Source organism: Halomonas sp. SIMBA_159 (assembly GCF_046536035.1).
Taxonomy (GTDB): Bacteria; Pseudomonadota; Gammaproteobacteria; order Pseudomonadales; family Halomonadaceae; genus Vreelandella; species Vreelandella venusta_A.
In genome coordinates this window covers 1-230 of sequence record NZ_JAWJBT010001799.1, presented here as the reverse complement: position 1 = coordinate 230, position 230 = coordinate 1, and the positions used below count along the sequence as shown (strand labels likewise).

General features: G+C 72.2%; 1 protein-coding gene. It reads left to right on the top strand.

What is annotated here, in order from left to right:
• Positions 1-230, top strand: a 230-nt coding sequence (locus R0J87_RS25410; protein ID WP_498889789.1) for a hypothetical protein, incomplete at both ends; no start/stop codon positions are given.

The following is a 230-nucleotide window of genomic DNA, read 5'->3' as shown; positions in this document are numbered from 1 at the left end:
AGGCGGAGCTCGCCGAACTGGATGCCGCGCTGGGCCGCCGCGAGCCGTTGGCGTCGCTCCCGGTCGCACGACTCGTCCGCACTCTTGCCGGGCTCGCCGCCAAGTCCGACGTGTTCGAGAACCTCGTGGAACGCGCGCAGCTGCGCGATCGCCTCGCGCTCCTCGGGCTCGAGCCGCTGCTCGCGGAACTTTCGGTGCGGCACGTGGCCGAATCGCAGGTGGGGGAGGAG